Origin of the sequence: Rhizobium giardinii bv. giardinii H152 (assembly GCF_000379605.1) — a bacterium.
Lineage (GTDB): Bacteria > Pseudomonadota > Alphaproteobacteria > Rhizobiales > Rhizobiaceae > Pararhizobium > Pararhizobium giardinii.
This window is the reverse complement of record NZ_KB902591.1, coordinates 49,918-68,027: the sequence shown is the minus strand read 5'-3', so window position 1 is coordinate 68,027 and position 18,110 is coordinate 49,918. Positions and strand designations below refer to the sequence as shown.

17 protein-coding genes are annotated in these 18,110 nt (G+C 62.1%); 1 reads left to right on the top strand and 16 read right to left on the bottom strand.

Translation table 11 applies throughout. The annotated features are described in order from the left end of the window. Nucleotides 1-76 precede the first annotated feature (76 nt). The 14 genes from A3AY_RS0107960 to A3AY_RS0107895 all read right to left on the bottom strand — a co-directional run bounded on the left by A3AY_RS0107960 (nt 77) and on the right by A3AY_RS0107895 (nt 14,291). Nucleotides 77-1,123, bottom strand: coding sequence for a phytanoyl-CoA dioxygenase family protein (locus tag A3AY_RS0107960; protein ID WP_018325153.1), 1,047 nt, complete (start codon nt 1,121-1,123; stop codon nt 77-79). A 124-nt stretch (nt 1,124-1,247) separates the two neighbouring features. Continuing rightward, a complete protein-coding gene (gene lipA, locus A3AY_RS0107955) occupies nt 1,248-2,225 on the bottom strand; it encodes a lipoyl synthase (protein WP_018325152.1) in 978 nt (325 codons plus the stop codon). A 97-nt stretch (nt 2,226-2,322) separates the two neighbouring features. Next, entirely contained in the window at nt 2,323-3,768 is a 1,446-nt protein-coding gene (gene lpdA / locus A3AY_RS0107950) for a dihydrolipoyl dehydrogenase (RefSeq protein WP_018325151.1), read from the bottom strand. Nucleotides 3,769-3,787: 19 nt separating this feature from the next. Next, nucleotides 3,788-4,369 carry a GNAT family N-acetyltransferase gene (locus A3AY_RS0107945; protein WP_018325150.1) on the bottom strand — a complete coding sequence of 194 codons (582 nt, stop codon included), beginning with the start codon at nt 4,367-4,369 and terminating at the stop codon, nt 3,788-3,790. Next, the gene (locus A3AY_RS0107940; protein WP_018325149.1) at nt 4,370-5,011 is read right to left on the bottom strand and encodes an SGNH/GDSL hydrolase family protein; all 642 of its coding nucleotides are present in this window, start codon (nt 5,009-5,011) and stop codon (nt 4,370-4,372) included. It lies immediately after the preceding gene. Nucleotides 5,012-5,065: 54 nt separating this feature from the next. Next, nucleotides 5,066-6,406, bottom strand: coding sequence for a pyruvate dehydrogenase complex dihydrolipoamide acetyltransferase (locus A3AY_RS0107935; RefSeq protein ID WP_018325148.1), 1,341 nt, complete (start codon nt 6,404-6,406; stop codon nt 5,066-5,068). A 15-nt stretch (nt 6,407-6,421) separates the two neighbouring features. Further along, a complete protein-coding gene (locus tag A3AY_RS0107930) occupies nt 6,422-7,795 on the bottom strand; it encodes a pyruvate dehydrogenase complex E1 component subunit beta (protein WP_018325147.1) in 1,374 nt (457 codons plus the stop codon). A gap of 18 nt (nt 7,796-7,813) precedes the next feature. Beyond that, nucleotides 7,814-8,875, bottom strand: coding sequence for a pyruvate dehydrogenase (acetyl-transferring) E1 component subunit alpha (pdhA, locus tag A3AY_RS0107925; protein WP_018325146.1), 1,062 nt, complete (start codon nt 8,873-8,875; stop codon nt 7,814-7,816). Between the two features lie 147 nt (nt 8,876-9,022). Next, entirely contained in the window at nt 9,023-9,331 is a 309-nt protein-coding gene (locus A3AY_RS0107920; RefSeq protein WP_026203224.1) for an FtsB family cell division protein, read from the bottom strand. Nucleotides 9,332-9,464: 133 nt separating this feature from the next. Beyond that, nucleotides 9,465-10,739: a phosphopyruvate hydratase gene (eno, locus tag A3AY_RS0107915; RefSeq protein ID WP_018325144.1), complete on the bottom strand. Its 1,275-nt coding sequence runs from the start codon at nt 10,737-10,739 to the stop codon at nt 9,465-9,467. Nucleotides 10,740-10,876: 137 nt separating this feature from the next. Further along, complete coding sequence (kdsA, locus tag A3AY_RS0107910) at nt 10,877-11,716, bottom strand: 3-deoxy-8-phosphooctulonate synthase (RefSeq protein WP_018325143.1); 840 nt, start codon at nt 11,714-11,716, stop codon at nt 10,877-10,879. A 2-nt stretch (nt 11,717-11,718) separates the two neighbouring features. Further along, complete coding sequence (locus A3AY_RS0107905) at nt 11,719-12,612, bottom strand: VOC family protein (protein ID WP_018325142.1); 894 nt, start codon at nt 12,610-12,612, stop codon at nt 11,719-11,721. Nucleotides 12,613-12,749: 137 nt separating this feature from the next. Then, nucleotides 12,750-13,490 carry an SDR family oxidoreductase gene (locus A3AY_RS0107900; protein ID WP_018325141.1) on the bottom strand — a complete coding sequence of 247 codons (741 nt, stop codon included), beginning with the start codon at nt 13,488-13,490 and terminating at the stop codon, nt 12,750-12,752. Between the two features lie 36 nt (nt 13,491-13,526). Then, nucleotides 13,527-14,291 carry an SDR family oxidoreductase gene (locus A3AY_RS0107895; RefSeq protein ID WP_026203223.1) on the bottom strand — a complete coding sequence of 255 codons (765 nt, stop codon included), beginning with the start codon at nt 14,289-14,291 and terminating at the stop codon, nt 13,527-13,529. Between the two features lie 139 nt (nt 14,292-14,430). Here A3AY_RS0107895 and A3AY_RS0107890 point away from each other — a divergent pair, with 139 nt between their 5' ends. Then, nucleotides 14,431-15,342, top strand: a complete 912-nt coding sequence (locus A3AY_RS0107890; RefSeq protein WP_018325139.1) for a LysR family transcriptional regulator — start codon at nt 14,431-14,433, stop codon at nt 15,340-15,342. A gap of 10 nt (nt 15,343-15,352) precedes the next feature. Here the strand turns inward: A3AY_RS0107890 and A3AY_RS0107885 are convergent, their stop codons facing one another. Together A3AY_RS0107885 and A3AY_RS0107880 are read right to left on the bottom strand one after the other, a co-directional pair. Continuing rightward, nucleotides 15,353-15,925 carry a transglycosylase SLT domain-containing protein gene (locus tag A3AY_RS0107885; RefSeq protein ID WP_018325138.1) on the bottom strand — a complete coding sequence of 191 codons (573 nt, stop codon included), beginning with the start codon at nt 15,923-15,925 and terminating at the stop codon, nt 15,353-15,355. A 91-nt stretch (nt 15,926-16,016) separates the two neighbouring features. Further along, nucleotides 16,017-17,738: a GH32 C-terminal domain-containing protein gene (locus tag A3AY_RS0107880; RefSeq protein WP_018325137.1), complete on the bottom strand. Its 1,722-nt coding sequence runs from the start codon at nt 17,736-17,738 to the stop codon at nt 16,017-16,019. Nucleotides 17,739-18,110: the final 372 nt, after the last annotated feature.

The following is an 18,110-nucleotide window of genomic DNA, read 5'->3' as shown; positions in this document are numbered from 1 at the left end:
CATACAACTCGATTTCGGTTTTGCAACCACAGGAAGACGACCCGATCGCAATCGGCAGCTTCTTTCCCGCGCCGGCCTAGCGATCGGCAACGGTGTCGCGTGCGGAGACCTCGCCGACAGGCTGCCAGATCAGCCGGCCGAGGCCGAGCCGCACCAGCCAGTCCTGGACATACCAACTGATGACTTCCTTGCGGCCACTGACAAAAGGCAGCCAGGCGCTGTCGAGATTGATGAAGGGCAGGAACGGGTTCGGCCGCTGCGATGCATAGAGCTCGACCCGTACCGACTTGCGCACCGAAACGCCCCGCGCATGGAAGCCGAACGTGTCTCCAACGACCAGCGTATTGGCCGGGACCGAAAATTTCGTCGGTTGGGGAAGGTGAAGCCGCTTCAGCGACGTTGCCGGAATACGGAAAGCCCCGCCACCGTGTCGTCGCGACGCCAGAACGCTCATGCGCTTCTGCCAAGCGAGCCGTCGCTTGGTCAGCTTGTGCGAACCGGCAACATAGGTGAACGGCCCCTCGTCTTCCGGTACGTCATAGAGGAAGAACCAGGCCTTGGCCGTGGAATGGAACGTATCCATGTGCAGATCGGTCTGCGGATCCTTCTCGCCGGGCTTGGCCGTCGGCTCGCCGAAAATCGTCTGGATGCTGAGCACGGGCTCCACGTTGAAGCCGCCCGCATAGCGGATCGGACCGGTCCATTTCTCACTCCTGAGAAACGAGCGCAGCATCGGGGAATGGGCCAGCACGTCCGGGGTCAGCGGAATACGGCGCGTCACGGCGCGGCCCTCCCGCATCTCCCGCGCCGGCGCCTTCAGCGCCTCCACCTCGGCGACCAGCGCCCTGAAATCCGCCTCCGGCAGGAGATTGCGGCGCTCCATATAGCCGTTTTCCGCAAAGAAGGCCCGCTCGGCGTCAGAGATCAGGTGCGTTAGCTTTCGGCGGCGCCACTCGATGATGCGCGCAGTCGTCTTCACCCGCCACACATGCAGGCCCTTGCGGTTAAGTCGCTCACTGCCAAGCACCGGATCGCGGAAATCCTTCCTGCCGGTCACCACTTGAAAGAGACTGTACGGCATAAGAAGCGCCGTCTTCACCCTGCCCATCACACCGTCTGCCATCGCAACTTACCTATATCCGGCCCCGCGCGGGGCGCAGCAAAGCTTCCATTCAGGCATCAACACCGTCGACGTCGCCAAGTCGCCCGCGTCGGCACGTCGCCCGCGCCGCCAAGGCGTCTGCTCCTTACTCGGCCGCAGCCAGCAGCTTCTTTTCCCGCGCCGCGCGCAGCCGTGCGAAGTCGTCACCGGCATGATGGGACGAGCGCGTCAGCGGGCTGGACGCGACCATCAGGAAGCCCTTTGTATAAGCGACGGTCTCGTAGGACTTGAATTCTTCCGGCGTCACGAATTTCTCGACCTTGTGGTGCTTTCGGGTCGGCTGCAGGTACTGGCCGATCGTCAGGAAGTCGACGTCGGCGGTCCTGAGGTCGTCCATCAGCTGCAGCACTTCGTTGCGCTCTTCGCCGAGGCCCACCATGATGCCGGACTTGGTGAACATGGTCGGATCGAGTTCCTTGACCCGCTGCAGAAGCCGGATCGAATGGAAATAGCGTGCACCGGGGCGCACCGTCAGATAGTTGCCCGGCACGGTTTCCATGTTGTGGTTGAAGACGTCCGGCTTGGCGGCAACGACCCGCTCCAGCGCGCCGGGTTTCTTCAAAAAGTCCGGCGTCAGGATTTCGATGGTCGTTGCCGGCGATGCCGCGCGGATCGCCCAGATAACCTTTTCGAAATGCTCGGCGCCTCCGTCGTCCAGGTCGTCGCGGTCCACCGACGTGATGACGACGTGAGAAAGACCCATCTGCTTGACCGCCTTGGCGACGTTTTCCGGCTCGGCCATGTCGAGCGCGTTCGGCTTGCCGGTCGAGACGTTGCAGAAGGCGCAGGCGCGGGTACAGATCTCGCCCATGATCATGAAGGTGGCGTGTTTCTTGTCCCAGCACTCGCCGATGTTCGGGCAGCCCGCTTCCTCGCAGACGGTGACGAGCTTGTGCTCCTTCACGATCGAGCGGGTCTCCTGGTAACCCTTCGACACCGGCGCCTTGACGCGGATCCATTCCGGCTTGCGCAGCATCTCCGTATCCGGCTTGTGGGCCTTTTCCGGATGACGGATGCGCTTGGCGTCGCTCTCGATATTGGTTCGGTCGAGAATGGTGACCATCTTGGCTTTCACTTTCCTTCAGGCGCGTGTTTCGACGGCGCCCGTTCGGGCCGGAAATGCGGCTCGCCGTTTCAAATCGAGGCGAGCCGTAACACAATCAAGCGTTCAGTGCACGCCCATAGGCGTCGAGCACGCTTTCCTTCAGCGTCTCCGAGATCGTCGGGTGCGGGAAGATCGTGTGCATCAGTTCTTCCTCGGTCGTTTCGAGGTTCATTGCGACGACGAAACCCTGGATCAGTTCGGTAACTTCGGCGCCGACCAGATGCGCACCGATCAGTTCACCGGTCTTCTTGTCGAAGATGGTCTTGACCATGCCCTGGTCTTCGCCAAGCGCGATCGCCTTGCCATTGGCAACGAAGGGGAAGCGGCCGACGCGGATGTCACGGCCTTCTGCCTTGGCCTTGGCTTCCGTCAGGCCGACCGAGGCGACCTGCGGGTTGCAATAGGTGCAGCCCGGGATCTTCAGCTTGTCCATCGGATGCACGTGCGGCAGGCCGGCGATCTTTTCGACGCAGATGACCGCCTCGTGCTCGGCCTTGTGGGCAAGCATCGGCGGACCGGCGACGTCGCCGATCGCATAGACGCCCGGCACATTGGTCTTGCCATAGCCGTCGATGACGATGCAGCCGCGATCGGTCTTCACGCCGAGCGCTTCCAGGCCGAGGTTCTCGATGTTGCCCTGAACGCCGATGGCCGAGATCAGCCGGTCGGCGGTGATCTTCTCGATCGAACCGTCCTTCTTCTCGACATGGGCGGTTACCGAATCGGCCGCCTTTTCAACCTTGGTCACCTTGGCGTCGAGGATGATCTTCATGCCCTGCTTGTCGAACTGCTTCTTGGCGAAGGCGGAGATTTCCGCATCCTCGACCGGCATGACCTGCGGCAGCAGCTCGACGACCGTGACGTCGACGCCGAGTGTGCGGTAGAAGGAGGCAAACTCGATGCCGATGGCGCCCGAGCCCATGACCAGCAGCGACTTCGGCATGCGGTCCGGGTTCATCGCCTCGAAATAGGTCCAGATCAGCTTGCCGTCCGGCTCGATGCCGGGCAGCGCGCGCGGACGCGCGCCGGTCGCGATAATGATGTGCTTGGCGGTATAGGTCCCCTCGCCCAGGGTGTTTTTCGGCAGCGGCGCCTGCGGCTGGACGATGGTCTTGGTGGTCTTCGCCACGACGATCTCGTTCGGCTTGGTGAGCTTGGCTTCACCCCAGATGACGTCGACCTTGTTCTTCTTCATCAGGAAGCCGACGCCGCCGTTCATGCGCTCGGCAATGCCGCGCGAGCGGGCGACGATCGCCTTCAGGTCCGGCGTCACCTTGCCTTCGAGCGTCAGGCCGTAATTCTTGGCGTGTTCGGCCAGATGCAGCACTTCAGCGGACCGCAACAGTGCCTTCGTCGGGATGCAGCCCCAGTTGGAGCAGATGCCGGCCAGGTGCTCGCGCTCAACTACGGCGGTCTTAAGGCCCAGTTGTGCGGCGCGGATCGCCGCGATGTAGCCGCCGGGACCGGAGCCGATAACGATGACGTCGTAGGAATTTGCCATTCTTGTTTCCTGCCTCTCCTTAGGTCATGTCCCGGGCAAGCAAGACCCAGTCATGCCTTTTGCTGTCCTCAAAGAGCGGCACGGCCGGAAGCCTCGCCTTCTCCACGAATCCGCTGGCGAAATAAAGCGCCTGCGCCGTCTTATTGTGGCTTTCGGTGATCAGGCTGACCTGCCTGCCCTCGGCCTTTTCGATTTCGCGGGCAAGCAGCGCTCGCCCTATACCCTTGCGGCGGTGGTGCCGGTAGACACCGAGACTGTCGATGAACCGGCTGCCGATCACCGTCACCTGCAGATCCAGGAGCGGCTTGATCACCGGATGCGGCGCGACCATATCGCGAACGCTTTCCTCAAGGTCGTAGCCGATCGACACGCCGGCAATCTCGCCATCCCATTCCGCCACCGTGGCGTCCTTCCAGGTGCCGGGCTCATGGTCATTGCGCATTCTCGACCGCCCCTGCTCCATGGCGGTGTCCTTATCCCCCCGCATCACCGCTCCGTACCAGAGCCAGGTCGCAAATCCATGCGACGCGATATCGACCAGCACCGCCAGCTCGGCCGCATCCTTGCGTTCTGCCGCCCGCAGAACCAGCACCGCCGACACTCAGAGCCCGAGCATCATCCGGACCATCGGCTCGAGGCCGCGTCCGATGGCGCGCGTATTCTCGGCATCGAGATGAATGCCGTCGAGCGGCGTGGTTGCGGCCACCGAACCGGCATCGAAGAAGCCGCATCCCTTTTCGTCGGCGAGGTCGGCATAGAGCGACGCCAGCATTGCCGACTGCTCGATGCTGCCGGCGAACATGGCCGCGAAGGCGGCATTCGCCGTCTCGCGGATGACCGGTGGCGCAACGATCAGGATTTCCGGCTGGTTTTCGCTGTCGAACGACCAGGCGTGGTGCCGCACCAGGTCGATCAGCCGCTCCATGCCCTGCGTCGCGCCGGCCGCCGTGCCGCAGATCACCGGTTTCATGTCGTTGGTGCCAAGCAGGATGACGACGAGATCAACCGGATCGTGGCTGTGCAGGATCGTCGGCAGGATGCGGGCGCCGTTCCTGTCGCAATCCGCAAGGTGATCATCAAAAGCGGTCGTGCGGCCGTTCAGCCCCTCGGCAATCACGTGAACGCCGTCACCGAGCGCCTTTTGCAGGACGCTTGGCCAGCGATCTTCCAGCCGGTGACGCCCGAGCGTCTCGGCATCGTAGCCCCAGGTCAGACTATCGCCGTAGCAGAGGACTGTTTTCATCGTCACGCTCCGTGTCCCCCTCCCCCTTGCGGGGAGGGGTTAGGGGGAGGTTTCCTACACCAGCATGCCCATCGGGTTTTCGATGTAGCGCTTGAAGGCCCCGAGCAGTTCTGCCCCGAGCGCCCCATCGACGGCGCGGTGGTCGGTCGAGAGCGTCACGGTCATGACGTTGGCGACGACCATCTGGCCTTTCTTGACGACGACGCGTTCCTCGCCTGCGCCGACCGCCAGGATCGTCGCGTGCGGCGGATTGACGACGGCGGAGAAGTTCTTGACGCCCATCATGCCCATGTTGGACACGGCGGTGGTGCCGCCCTGATACTCTTCAGGCTTCAGCTTGCGGCTCTTGGCGCGGGCGCCGAGATCCTTCATCTCGTTGGAGATGGCCGACAGGCTCTTGGTCTCGGCGCTGCGGATGATCGGCGTGATCAACCCGCCCGGGATCGACACGGCAACGCCGACATCGGCGTGCTTGTGCTTGACCATGTTGGCTTCCGTCCAGGAGACGTTGGCCTCCGGCACGTCGCGCAGGGCAAGCGCCATGGCCTTGATAACCATGTCGTTGACCGACAGCTTGTAGACCGGCTTGCCGTCCTTTTCGGGTGCCGAGGCGTTGAGCTGGGCACGCAGGGCCAGAAGTGCATCCAACTCGCAATCCACCGAAACGTAGAAATGCGGAATGGTCTGCTTGGATTCCTGCAGGCGCTTGGCAATCGTCTTGCGCATGCCGTCATGCGGCACGAGCTCGTAGGAGCCTTCGGCGAAGTTCTTGAGCACGGCTTCGTCCGACGGGCCCTTGGCGAGCGGTGCTGCCGCCGGTGCCGGAGCAGTAGCGGATGGAGCAGCCGCAGCGGCCGGCTTCAGACCACCGCCGGCGACGGCCGTTTCCACATCCTTCTTGACGACGCGGCCGTGCGGGCCGGTGCCGGAGATGGCGGAGACATCGACGCCGGCTTCCTTGGCGAGCCGCCGTGCGAGCGGCGACGCGAAGGTGCGGTTGTCGGATGAAGCTGGTGCGGACACCTTGGCGGCAGCCGGAGCAGCGGCCGGTGCCGCGTCCACCTTGGCAGCGGGGGCCGCTTCCGCCTTCGGAGTTTCCGCTTTTGCGACCGGTGCAGCGCCATTGCCCGAAGCAGCGGCCGACACGTCCTCGCCTTCGGCGGCAAGGACGGCGATCACGGCATTGACCTTCACGCCTTCAGTGCCGGCGGGAACGACGAGCTTGGCAACGGTGCCCTCGTCGACGGCTTCGACTTCCATCGTCGCCTTGTCGGTTTCGATCTCGGCGATCACGTCGCCGGAGGAGACCTTGTCGCCTTCCTTGACCAGCCACTTGGCGAGGTTGCCCTCTTCCATGGTCGGCGAAAGGGCTGGCATGGTGATATTGATCGGCATGACCTTCCCTCCCGGTTACTTGTAGCAGACGGTCTTCACCGCCTCGACGACTTCGCCGACATTCGGCAGGGCCAGCTTTTCAAGGTTGGCGGCATAGGGCATCGGCACATCCTTGCCGGCGATCGTCAGGATCGGCGCATCGAGATAATCGAACGCCTGCTGCATGACGCGAGTGGCGATTTCCGTGCCGACGGAGGACTGCGGGAAGCCTTCCTCGACAGTCACCAGACGGCCGGTCTTCTTCACCGATTCGATCACTGTCGGCAGGTCCATCGGACGCAGCGTGCGCAGGTCGATGATCTCGACGTCGATGCCTTCCTTTTCGAGTTCGGCCGCAGCCTTGACCGCGTAGGTCATACCGATACCGAAGGAGACGATGGTCGCGTCCTTGCCTGTGCGATGAATACGTGCCTTGCCGATCGGCAGGACGAAATCGTCCATCTTCGGCACGTCGAAGGAATGGCCGTAGAGGATTTCGTTCTCAAGGAAGATCACCGGGTTCGGATCGCGGATTGCGGCCTTCAAGAGCCCCTTCGCGTCGGCTGCCGTATACGGCATGATGACTTTCAGGCCCGGAACATGGCTGTACCAGGCGGCATAGCACTGGGAGTGCTGTGCGCCGACACGGGCGGCAGCGCCGCTCGGGCCACGGAACACCATCGGCGCACCCATCTGGCCGCCGGACATGTAGAGCGTCTTGGCGGCCGAGTTGATGATGTGGTCGATCGCCTGCATGGCGAAGTTGAAGGTCATGAACTCGACGATCGGCCTGAGGCCGGTCATCGCAGCACCGACGCCGACGCCGGCAAAGCCGTGCTCGGTAATCGGCGTATCGACGACGCGGCGGGGACCGAATTCCTGCAGCAGGCCCTGCGTGATCTTGTAGGCGCCCTGGTATTCGGCGACTTCCTCACCCATGACGAAGACATCGTCACTGCGGCGCATTTCTTCGGCCATCGCATCGCGAAGCGCTTCACGCACGGTCGTCGAGACCATCTCGGTGCCGGCCGGAATGTCCGGATCAGCGGCAATTTCGACCTTTGGCTGGGCGGCGACGGGTGCGGCGGCAGCAGCAGGCGCTTCGACCTTGGCAGGCTCGGCGGCAGGAGCAGCAGCCTTGGGCGCGGCAATATCGCCGGCGCTTTCGCCGTCCTGCAGCAGGACAGCGATCGCCGTGTTGACCTTGACGCCTTCGGTACCGGCAGCAATCAGGATCTTGCCGATCGTGCCTTCATCGACGGCTTCCACTTCCATGGTCGCCTTGTCGGTCTCGATCTCGGCGATCACGTCGCCAGAGGTAACCTTGTCACCTTCGTTTTTCAGCCATTTGCTGAGCGTGCCTTCTTCCATCGTCGGGGAAAGGGCGGGCATGAGAATTTCGATTGGCATGGAGTGTCCTCCCCCGGATTAAAGCAGGATGTCGGTGTAGAGCTCGGATACATCCGGCTCCGGATCGGCCTGGGCGAAATCGGCACTGTCGGCGACGATGTCGCGGACATCCTTGTCGATTGCCTTCAGGTCGTCCTCGCTTGCCCATCCCTTTTCGAGGATGCGCGCCTTCACCTGTTCGATCGGGTCATGCTCGGACCGCATCTTCTGCACTTCGTCCTTGGAGCGATACTTCGCCGGGTCGGACATCGAGTGGCCGCGATAGCGGTAGGTCTGCATTTCAAGGATGATCGGGCCCTTGCCGGCACGGCAATGCTCGACAGCCTCGTCGCCGGCGGCCTTGACCGCGCGAACATCCATGCCGTCGACCTGGAAACCCGGGATACCGAGTGCGACGCCGCGCTGCGAGAAATCATGGCCGGCCGAAGCGCGCGATACCGAGGTACCCATGGCGTAGCGGTTGTTCTCGACGATGTAGATCACCGGCAGTTTCCAGAGAGCGGCCATGTTGAAGCTCTCGTAGACCTGGCCCTGGTTGGCAGCGCCGTCGCCGAAATAGGCGAGTGAGACGTTGTCGTTGCCGCGATAGCGGTTGGCGAAGGCGAGGCCCGTTCCGAGCGATACCTGCGCACCGACGATGCCGTGGCCGCCGTAGAAATGCTTTTCCTTGGAGAACATGTGCATCGAGCCGCCCTTGCCGCGGGAAAGACCGCTGCGACGACCGGTGAGTTCAGCCATGACTCCGCGTGCGCTCATCCCGCAGGCCAGCATATGGCCATGGTCACGATAGGCCGTGATGACCTGGTCGCCTTCCTTGAGCGCCATCTGCATGCCGACGACGACAGCTTCCTGGCCGATGTAGAGGTGACAGAAACCACCGATGAAGCCCATGCCATAGAGCTGGCCGGCCTTTTCCTCGAACCGGCGGATGAGAAGCATTTCGCGGTAGGCCTTCAGATCGGCATCCCGATCGAACTCGGCGACGGTACCGTTGACGAAATCCTTCTTGGCGGGCTTGGCTGTGGCGGGTTTGGCGGCTGCTTTGCGGCTGGAAACGGACGCGGTTTTTCGCGGGGCCATTCATTCCTCCCTGATGGTTGCCTTTGCAGGTACCATAGGCAAAGAATGACGCCACAGCAATGCCATATTTGCATGGCTTATATTCTTTATAAAGTATTGATTTTATTTAACAAAATTCGATTAACTTGATTTCGGTTAATTCGAAATTCAATGAAATATCACGATTTCGTCGGCGCGCGACATGTTCAGCCCGAAGCGAGCCTTTTCGTCCAGCATGTCGCGTTCGAGCGAACCATCGCTCAGCAGCGCCACTTCCTTTTCCAGCGTCTTGCGCCGCTTGGTCAGTTCATCAAGACGCGTCTGGCGCTCGGCGCGCTGGCGGTCGAATTTTTCCGTTGCCTTCAATCCGAACTCGCCATGGATGGAATGATAGCCGAAATAGGAGAGAAAGGCGACGGCGATGAGCGGCATGACAAACCGCCCGAGCTTCCGTTTCTTATGGTGTTTGGTCCACATCGATCATGCCCTGATACGCAATACCTCGGCATCCTACCGGCCATTGATTAACCGACCGTTGACCATAACCGGCGGCAACAAAAAACCCGCGTCCGTTTCCAGACGCGGGTTTCATCAGTCAAAGGAGCGAGTATCAGCCGCGCAGGATCGACCGGCCGGCATATTTTGCCTGCGGGCCAAGCTGCTCTTCGATGCGGATCAGCTGGTTGTATTTCGCGGTGCGGTCGGAGCGTGCCAGCGAACCGGTCTTGATCTGCCCGCAATTGGTGGCAACGGCGAGATCGGCGATGGTCGAATCCTCGGTTTCACCCGAGCGATGCGACATGACGGCCGAATAGCGTGCCTTGTGCGCCGTCTCGACGGCATCGAGCGTTTCCGAGAGCGATCCGATCTGGTTGACCTTGACGAGGATCGAATTGGCAACGCCCATCTTGATGCCGTCGCGCAGACGCGCTGAATTGGTCACGAACAGGTCGTCGCCGACGAGTTGAACCTTGCTGCCGATCTTGTCGGTCAGCGCCTTCCAGCCATCCCAGTCATCTTCCGCCATGCCGTCTTCGATCGAGAAGATCGGGTATTTGCCGGCAAGCTCTGCAAGGTATTCCGCCATGGCGCCCGGCTCGAGCGTGCGGCCCTCGCCTTCGAGAACATATTTGCCGTCCTTGAAGAATTCCGTCGAGGCGCAGTCGAGCGCGATGAAGACGTCTTCCCCCGGACGGTAGCCGGCTTTTTCAACCGACTTCATGATGAAGTCGAGAGCGGCGGGCGCCGATGCGAGACCAGGCGCGAAACCGCCTTCGTCACCGACATTGGTGTTGTGGCCGTCGGCTGCAAGCTGCTTCTTCAGCGTGTGAAACACTTCCGAGCCCATGCGCACGGCATCGCGCACGGTATCGGCGCCAACCGGCACGATCATGAACTCCTGGAAGTCGATCGGATTGTCGGCGTGGGCGCCGCCGTTGATGATGTTCATCATCGGCACCGGCAGCAGCCGCGCGTTCGGACCACCGACATAGCGGTAGAGCGGCAGGCCGGCGGCGGAGGCGGCGGCCTTGGAAACGGCAAGCGAGACGCCGAGGATTGCATTGGCGCCGAGACGCGCCTTGTTCGGCGTGGCGTCCAGCTCGATCATGGTGTTGTCGATGAGGATCTGATCCTCGGCATCGAAACCACCGATGGCTTCGAAGATCTCGCCGTTGACGGCTTCGACGGCCTTCTCGACACCCTTGCCGAGATAACGCGTTCCACCATCGCGCAGTTCGACGGCTTCATGAGCGCCGGTGGAAGCGCCCGAGGGAACGGCGGCACGGCCGAAGCTGCCGTCTTCGAGATGGACGTCGACTTCGACGGTCGGGTTGCCCCGGCTGTCGAGAATTTCGCGGCCGATGATGTCGATGATTGCAGTCATGATGATCTCTTCCCTGCTTCAAACATGGTGGTGGACGGATGGCCTGTCATAATTCATGGCCCGGAAAATACAATGGCGGGCGCCGGCAATTGCTGCCCTCGCCCCGGCCTTCAAGAAAATTTCACAAAGCTCCGCATTCAGCGCTTGGCGATCGCGTCGAAGGCAAGCAGCGTCTCGAGAAGCCGCGGCATGTCCTTCAGGTGCACCATATTCGGTCCGTCGGACGGCGCGTTGTCCGGGTCCTCGTGCGTCTCGATGAACACGCCGGCGACGCCGACGGCAACCGCCGCACGCGCAAGCGTCTCGACGAATTCGCGCTGGCCGCCCGAGGACGAGCCCTGCCCGCCCGGCTGCTGCACCGAGTGTGTTGCATCGAACACCACCGGCGCACCTAGGCCAGCCATGATCGGCAGCGAACGCATGTCGGAGACGAGCGTGTTGTAGCCGAAGGAGGCGCCGCGCTCGCACAGCAGGACGTTCGGATTGCCGCTCTCGGTGAACTTGGCAAGCACGTTCTTCATGTCCCAGGGGGCGAGGAACTGGCCCTTCTTGACGTTGATGACACGGCCGGTCTTGGCAGCGGCCACCAAGAGGTCCGTCTGGCGGCAGAGGAAGGCCGGGATCTGCAGGATGTCGATCGTCGGCGCGACGAGGCCGCACTGTTCCTCGGTATGAATGTCGGTGAGGACGGGAAAGCCGTATTCCTTCTTCAGGTCAGCGAAGATTTCCATCGCATTCTCAAGCCCGATGCCGCGCTTGCCGGAGATCGACGTGCGGTTGGCCTTGTCGAAGGAGGATTTGTAGACGAGGCCGATGCCGAGCGACTTGCACAGCTCGACCATCTTGCCGGCGATCATGAAGGCATGATCGCGGCTTTCCATCTGGCAGGGTCCGGCGATCAGCGACAGTTTCCGGGTATTGGAAAACACCACTTGGCCGGCACCGCTGCCGGCCACCACATTTGCATTTGCCTGCATGATTATTCTCCGAATGCGAAAATGACGCCCTGCCCCGGCGCTTCCGGAACAATCAGGCGATTGTCTTTTCTGGTGAAGGACACCGCGTTGGCAGTGAGAAGTTGCTCGGTCGCCGACAAGTCGGCGACCGTGAAGACGACGGCGCGACCGCGCAGGCCGCGAGAATGGCCCGGGGTCTTGCGGCCGAAGAAACCGGACATGCCGGCCTGATTGAGGACGGAAATCTTGACGCCGTTGCGCGTTTCGATGTCCATGCCGAAGGAATGCGCGGAAACCTCGCGCTCATCGACCGCTTCCTGCAGGATGTATTGGAAATCGGTGGGGTTCGGCTCGGACAGGACGACTTCACTGAGGCCGATGACGCCGTTGGCATGGGTTTCGAGCGCCGACCTGTCGGACGGAAGCGGCGCCACGCGCTGACAGGCAAAAAAGAAGAAATCCGGCGAGCGCAGGTCGGCGGCAAAGGCAAGGCGGAAACTGCCGGTTGCCTGCGATCCGTCCGGCAGCTTCATCGGGCGGGAAAATTCGAGCAACTCGCCGGCCGAAATACCGGCTTTGCGGAAGCGAGCATGATCGGCCGCGGCATCATCGGAGCTGAGCACGATTGCCGAGAACCCGTCATGGCCCCGGCGAAAGCGGTAGGCCTGATCGCGGGCGACGAAGACGTTGCCCGCGAGCGCTGCGGCCTCGCACTCCTCGCGCTTGGCGATGCCCAGCGGCTCGAGATAGGTTTTGTCTGCAAAGAAGACGCAGGCGTTTTCCGTCCCGAAGGGGTGAAGCGCATCGGCGGCGACCGTGAAGCCGAGTTGCGCGTAGCGCTCACGGGCGGTTGCAAGATCTGTAACCGGCAACACAAGATGGTCGAGCAGACGGGGGGTGCGGGACACGGCGCTCATGAATTTCCCTGAAACTGTCGTTGGCAGGTGCTTTGCCCGTTTTGACCGTCGATTTCAAGGAAATGTTGAATTGTGTGCTGTTGCAGTCGCCACTGCGTGGCCCGGCTTGAAAATGCCGGGCCACGCAGAACGTCGGTTCACAGGTTGCTCATGCCACCATCGATGACGAGTTCGCTGCCCACGGTGTAAGTCGATTCGTCCGAGGCGAGGAAAACCACGGCCTTGGCGATTTCGCTCGGATTGCCAAATCGGCCGGCCGGGATCTTCGCCGCCGCCATGGCATCGGTGTCTGCGACGGACATGCCGAGCTTGCCGTAAAGGGGCGTTGCGACCGGGCCGGGACTGACGGCATTTACGCGGATACCACGGCCGATCAGCTCTCCGGACAACGTCTTGGCGAACGACAGGAGCGCAGCCTTGGTCAAGGCGTAGACGCTGGTGTTCGGCATGCCGATATGGGCATTGATCGAAGTGTTGAGCACGATGGAGGTCGGATTGGCAAGGATCGGCATAAGCGCCTGGATCAGGAAGAATGGGCCTTTGACATTGACGGCAACCGAGCGATCGAATGCCTCTTCGTCGAACTGTTCAATCGGGCGGAAATCGGCGGCACCGGCGTTGACGAACAGGATATCCAGATGGCCGAAGGCGTTCTCGATCGCTTCTGCGACCGCTTTCTGTCCGGCGACGTCGCCGGCGTTGGCCTGAATGACAAGAGCCTTGTCGCCGAGCTCGGCGCGTGCGGCTTCGATGGTTGCCGGATTGGTGCCGGTGACCGCAACGCGGGCACCCTCGGCAATGAACTGGCGGGCTGTTTCAAGGCCGATGCCGCTGGTGCCGCCGGTGATCAGCGCTGTCTTGTTGTGCAAGCGTGACATGATGAAGTTCCTTCTGTTTGCGTTCTGGCAAAGAGCTCAGGTGCGGGTAATGGAGGCGCCGCCATCGACGAGCGAGGCGGTGCCGGTCACAAAGGCGGAATCGTCTGAGGCGAGGAACAGAACCGAGCGGGCAAGCTCTTCTGGGGCTGCGACGCGCTTCAGGGCATGCAGGTTGGTGATGAAGGACTGCGATTCCGGCGGGCTGTTCATCTCGCGGTACATCGCCGTATCGACGGCACCTGGCAGGATGGCGTTAACACGCACGCCCTGTGGGCCGAATTCGGCAGCAAGAGCCTGTGTCAGGCCAATCAGGCCGGCCTTCGAGGCTGCATAGGCGGCAACACCCGGGAAGGCAAAGCTGTAACCGACGAAGGTCGAGGTGAAGATCACCGAGCCGCCGCCATGCTTGACCATTTCGGCAATCTGGTGCTTGGCCCCGAGGAACGAGCCGGTCAGATTGATGGCAATGGCATCGCTCCAGCCCTGCTCGGAGACACCGGTTGAAGGACCGGCTTCGCCGAGCGTTCCGGCATTGTTGAAGGCGATATCCAGGCGACCATAGGTCCTGACGGCCAGTTCCACCAGACCCTTGGCGTAATCCTCCGAACGGACGTCGCCGGCAAGGGCGACGGCCTCGCCGCCTTCGGCCTTGATTTCTGCGACGAGTTCATCGAGCTCGTTCTGACGGCGAGCGCCGACGACAAGCCTGGCACCTTCGGCTGCGAACAGCTTGGCGGTGGCGCGACCAATGCCGGCACTGGCACCGGTGACGATTGCAACTTTCTCAGACAGGCGTTCCATGATCTTCATCCCCTTTTGCTTTGGGCCGAGGTGCCGTCTGGCAGTCTCTTCAAACCCCTTGCTTGAAGCGAATATGGCCTTCTTTCTTCGTTCGGATTAGTCTGCAAATCATGGAACTCGTATCCGGAAAAACCGAACGATGATGAAGCTCGACGGCATTGCAAGTTTTGTCGCGGTCGCTGAAAGCGGTTCGATCAGCGAGGCCGCGCGGCGTCTGAGGCTATCGAAATCGGTGGTCAGCGAACGGCTGGCCGAGCTGGAGCGTGGCCTGGGTGCAACGCTCCTGCATCGCACGACGCGTAAGCTGACGCTCACAGAAGACGGCCACGCCTTCCTCGAGCGCGCCAATCGCATCCTGCAGGAGATCGATGAGGCAACAGCCGACATGGCCGAGCGGCGCGGGACGATTTCGGGCCCCTTGCGGATCTCGGCGCCGGTGACCTTCGGGCGCATGCATCTCGGGCCGGCGCTCTACCCGTTCCTCTCGGCGCATCCCAAGCTTCATCTGACGCTTGACCTCGATGACCGGCGGGTCGATGCGGCCGCCGACGGTTACGATGCCGTTGTGCGCAACGGACCGATCGCCGATTCGCGGCTGATGGCCTGGCGGCTGGCGCCGAGCCGCCGGGTGCTGGTAGCCTCCCCGGCTTATATCAGGGAAAATGGAAGGCCGGGTTCGATCGAGGAGCTCGAACGGCACCGCGGCATCTTCTACACAAACCGCGGCGTCGCCGACTGGCGCTTTCCGACTGCCGCCGGCACAGTCCTTCTCCGCGGGCAGATGGGATTCGGTGTCAACAACGGCGACATGATCCGGGACGCGGCCGTCGCCGGGCTGGGGATTGCGCTCGTGCCGATGTTCGCGGTCGGGGAAGCGGTGGAAGCCGGAACACTTGAAACCATCGACATCGGCGTTCAGCCCGAGCTCGAATATATCCATATCGCCCACCCCGAAGGCAGGCGCCCCTCCGTCAAGCTGCGGGCGCTCGCCGATCATCTGCGTGCCGTGTTCGGCACCCCGCCCTATTGGGATCCTGCGTTTTCAAAGTGAGGCATCCCGGTCAGTCGCAGGAGCGCAACTGCTTGGCATAGGCGCGGGCAATGTTTGCCGAGCGTTGCGCGGCGCGCTGCAACTGCGCATTGCCGCGCCAGGCGCCCTTGGCGTAGCCGCCGTCTCCCAGATAGTAGGCGAGGTAAAGATTGTAGGCGTCGTTGCGGGCGATGCCGTTCTTCCTGCTGCTCTGGTTGTGGTACCAGGCAACGAAGTGGATTGCGTCGGAGAATTTCGTCCGGCGCGCCATCCAATGGCCGGTCTCGCGCTTGTACTGCGACCACGTGCCGTTCAGCGCCTGCGAGAAGCCATAGGCCGTCGACTGGCGCTTCCAGGGAATGAAACCGAACAGCTTGGTGCGCGGCGGGCGGGCATTCGGGCGGAAGCCGGATTCGGTATAGATCGTCGCCATCAGGATCGGCACGGGAACGCCATATTGCCGCTCCGCATGCTCGGCGGCGCGCTGCCAGTTGTTGAACCAGCCATCACGCTGCTCGAAAATCGCGCAGGCATTTCTTGTTTCTCTCGGCGCGGTCGCGCACCCCGCAAGAAGCAGTAGGGCGACGATAAACGCAATACGCATCGCTCAGGTCTCTCACACTCGGAGAGATTACTAACCGGTAAACGTTAAAGAGACGTTTTTAGATGAATTCGAAGCTTCTCCCGCATCGCAGTCAGGTTGCGCGGTTCAGTTTTAAGGCGTAGACGCGCGCCGATCGGATGGCACGAACGCCTGAGACGACGCGCACGGACTGCAGCGGCTCGAAACCCTCGATCCGTTTCGTTCCTGCCCAGCGGCCGCCATCGGCGAAGACTTCGATCGAGCCGACATCCAGGAAAATGCGCAGGTTCTGCGGCTTGGCGCCGGTGGCAATGTAACGCGGTCCTTGCTCCTGCCCGGGCGCAGCATAGCTGATCAACAGCCCCTCTTCGTTGACGCCGACGCCAAGCGTGACCAGCGGGTGGCCGAATGCCAGTTCAACCGCCGCGCCCGGCCCGGTCAGGTCGAGGACAATCTCGACCGCACCGTTGTCCAGCGCCACGGTCTCCCCGGCCATCAGCCGGCTGTCATCGATCATGCCCGCCCGCAAAGTCTCGACCGCCGGAACGGGCGGCGTCAGAACTTCATTGCCCCGCAGCAGCAGATTGCGCGGCAGGGTCATGGCGGTCGGGAAATCGATCGTGTGGGACACATCGGCCCAGTTTGCCAGCCAGCCGATGCCGACCGCCGTATCCTGGTCGACAAAGGCCTGGAAGGCATAGTTGTCGGTTCCGAAATCGAGTTCCTGTTCGAATTCGCGATGGAAGCGGACGCCATCGAACCGACCCACGATAATGAGTGTTAAATTCTTGCGTCCCGTTTTCGTCTCCAGGCTGTTCATCAGACCATAAATCAGCGCCCAGCGGGTCTCAGCTCCCTCGACCGGCCCGTCCAGGGGGATGAGGCACGGGCATTCGATGACGGCAGTACCGAACCGGTCCTCGAGCAGAAGCGTGCCGACGAAACGCCAGCCCGTCGCCGCTGCCGGATCATCCGTCTCGTAAAGCAGGATGACACCACCCTGATGGCTGAGACTGCCAAGAACCATTTTCCAGAGGCCGTCGGGGCCCTTGACCACGTAAGGGTCGCGGAAATCGAGTGTCAGTCCCAGGCCGGACGGCCGGTTTGCCAGGATCACTTCGGCCTGGCTGGCGGTGATGATGTTGTGCGACGTTGCCGTCAACTGGATCTGCGTTTCCGGAATCCGTTCGCTCACCTGCTCGGTGAAGAAAACACGGATGCCGGCGGCGTTTTCCAGTGGAATGGCAGAGCCGGAAAAGGCGCCGCCGCGTCGATCCGGGCGCGCCGTCAGGTCCTCGGAAGGAAACAGGAAGATCGGCATATGGTGCCAGTGGATGTAATCGGTGGAGATCGCATGTCCCCAATGCATCGTGTTCCAGCGAAGCCCGTGCGAATAGTGCTGGTAGAACAGATGCGGACGCCCGTCGAACCTGCCAAAACCGTTCGGATCATTCATCCAGCCGAAGGGTGGGCGGAAGTGATAACCGTGCGGCACGGGCGCTGGGGCATTTGCGACGCTGGTGTGCATGACGGTAATGCCCTTGTCGACAACCTCCGCCGCGTTGAAGAAGTAGGCGACGGAAACGGCCGTGGTAGCGGTATCGTAGACGCAGGAGAGATTACCACCGCTCACCGCGACGAAGGGCCGGAAAACATATTCCTCGCAATTGCTGACCGAGACGTCGCCGATCTTCTCGCCGTCGAGAATGAACGCCATGGTGCCGGGCTCATCGCTGCCCGTCGCCTTCAACCACACATGCAGCGTCGCGCTGACCGGCACCTCGGCCCGCAACGTGCGCAGCGTCTCGTCCGCCTGCAAGATATCGTTCGCCATCCTGGTTTCACTCCTTCATCCGGCGCATGGCAGCAATCCCAAGTGAAAAGCCGCCTGACGCGTTTCCCGAAAGCTTGCATCTAGCCACCTAGTGCCGAGGAACGGGATGTAAAGAAGACGATCCGAAGCGGAAGACAGCCCGAAACTTCCCGCGCGGGTTGCCGCCGGGGGTTTTTCAAACATGCATTCAATCGGACGGGGCACTGGAAGCCGTCGCTAGTGAATAAGTATATGTGACGCCTTCCAGCGCCCCGTTTGGCGTTCTCTCGGGAGCTTTCCCCCCTACAGACCCCGACTTCGGACCCTCTGCCTCGCGACGACTTCGTGGCGCAGTCTCCGGTGCCGGCATTCAGCATCGCAGCTCCGGTACGT